General features: G+C 67.8%; 1 protein-coding gene. It reads right to left on the minus strand.

Annotated features, from left to right (window positions below; all coding sequences use genetic code 11):
• Positions 1-14: 14 nt before the first annotated feature.
• A complete protein-coding gene (locus AB0C73_RS36025) occupies positions 15-1,457 on the minus strand; it encodes an NF041680 family putative transposase (protein ID WP_362538165.1) in 1,443 nt (480 codons plus the stop codon).
• Positions 1,458-1,615: the final 158 nt, after the last annotated feature.

Raw genomic sequence — 1,615 nt, forward strand, 5'->3', positions numbered from 1 at the left:
AGCTTGTTCTTTATCTACCAAGATCTTCCGGGCTTGCCGATGGCCTTGAGGGTCTCGGGGCGTTTGACGGTCTTGCCGACGTCGTAGCGGGGTGCCCGGTGTTTGTTCTTGGCGCCGGGTGGCCGTCCGGGGCCGGCGCCTCGGGGTTTGGGAACACGGGCCGGGCAGGCGAGGTGAGGGCGGATGTTCCTGAACCCCCGGCGGACCCGGGCCGGGGTGAGCCGGTCGGGTGTGGTGGGTTTCTCCCAGGGCCGGCGGAGGTCAGCGGCCAGCGGGCGGGCAAGTCGGAGCTGGGTGTGAGCGACGATCAGGATCCAGGTCCAGCGGTCCGCGGCCTCGGGCGTACGAAATTTCGGGGTGGTCCAGCCGAGTGTCTGCTTCGCGAAGCGGAAGGTGTGCTCCAGATCGAAGCGGCGGAGAAACGCCTGCCAGAAGCGGTCGACATCGTCGGGGGTGGCGCCGGTCTTGGAGGACCATAACCACACCGGCGGAGCATCCCGTTCCTTCGACAGGTGCTCGACCTTCAACCGGATCAACGTTCCCTCCACCAAGGGCAGTTCACCGTCGTGGTCGAGCCATGAGGAGCGGTGGGTGAGCCGGGGGTGGACCCGGTCCCATGCCTGGGTTTCGGCCTTGCCGTAGTTGGTGGTGTCCGTGACTGTGGTGATCGCGGGCTCGGGCCAGGTCTCCGGCTTGGTGAAGCGGAATTCTGGGCCGTGCTTGGGCGGCCGGCCGTTGACGCCGTGCATCCTCGGTGGTTTCGGCAGACGCATCACGCGGTCGGAGCGGACCCGGCCGACCAGCTCGACCGGCAGATCGCGCAGGACCCATGCCAGACGGGTGACGTCATACCCGGCATCGCTCACGATCACGATGGCCGGGTCCCCGGCCTGCCACTGGCCTGCGGCGATGAGTCGTTCAACGACTCCTCGGAGCTGGTCGGCGGTGACCGCGGTCGCGTCGTCGACCGGGCCGAGCCGGACCGCGTCCAGGATCGCGGTCCATGACGTGGCGCCCGGCTCCAGCACGGCGACGAAGGAGTAGGGCCAGCCCGGGATGAACTGCGATGCCGTCTTCGCGCGTCCGTAGACGTGGCAGAACAGCCGCTCCGCTGAGCACGGCGCGTCCGAGCGGAGCCACGGCGACACATCGACGGCCAGGACCAGGCGCCCGCCGTCGAAACGCGGCAGCGACAGCCCTGCCAGCACCGTCCGCAGCCGATCGACGTCGATCCGGCCGTGGTTCAGGCCGCCGTACATCGCTCCGTGCCCACGACGGTGCTCGGGCAGAAGGGTCAGGTCCACCGGGGACTTCACCGCACCGTCCGCACACAGCACCGCATCCACCAACTCGAACAGTTCGTCGCGCCGGGCGGTCAGACACTCGTAGAACTCTCCCCGGAAGCGTGACGCTTCCGCGAACGCTTCCCTCCGGACAGCATCAGGCAGCAGACTCACCTCACGGCCTTCGTCGTGGTCACGTGCACCTTGGTCGGAGCACATGATCAGACGAAGGCCGCCCCCACGTCCGGCGAACCCCCAGGTGAGCGACCCAGTTCGAGACGCCGTTCGAGGCCGGAAGAAAAAGAACAAGGTCAGTGCCTGTTTCTGAACCC

The organism is Streptomyces sp. NPDC048623 (assembly GCF_040650755.1).
Classification (GTDB): Bacteria; Actinomycetota; Actinomycetes; order Streptomycetales; family Streptomycetaceae; genus Streptomyces.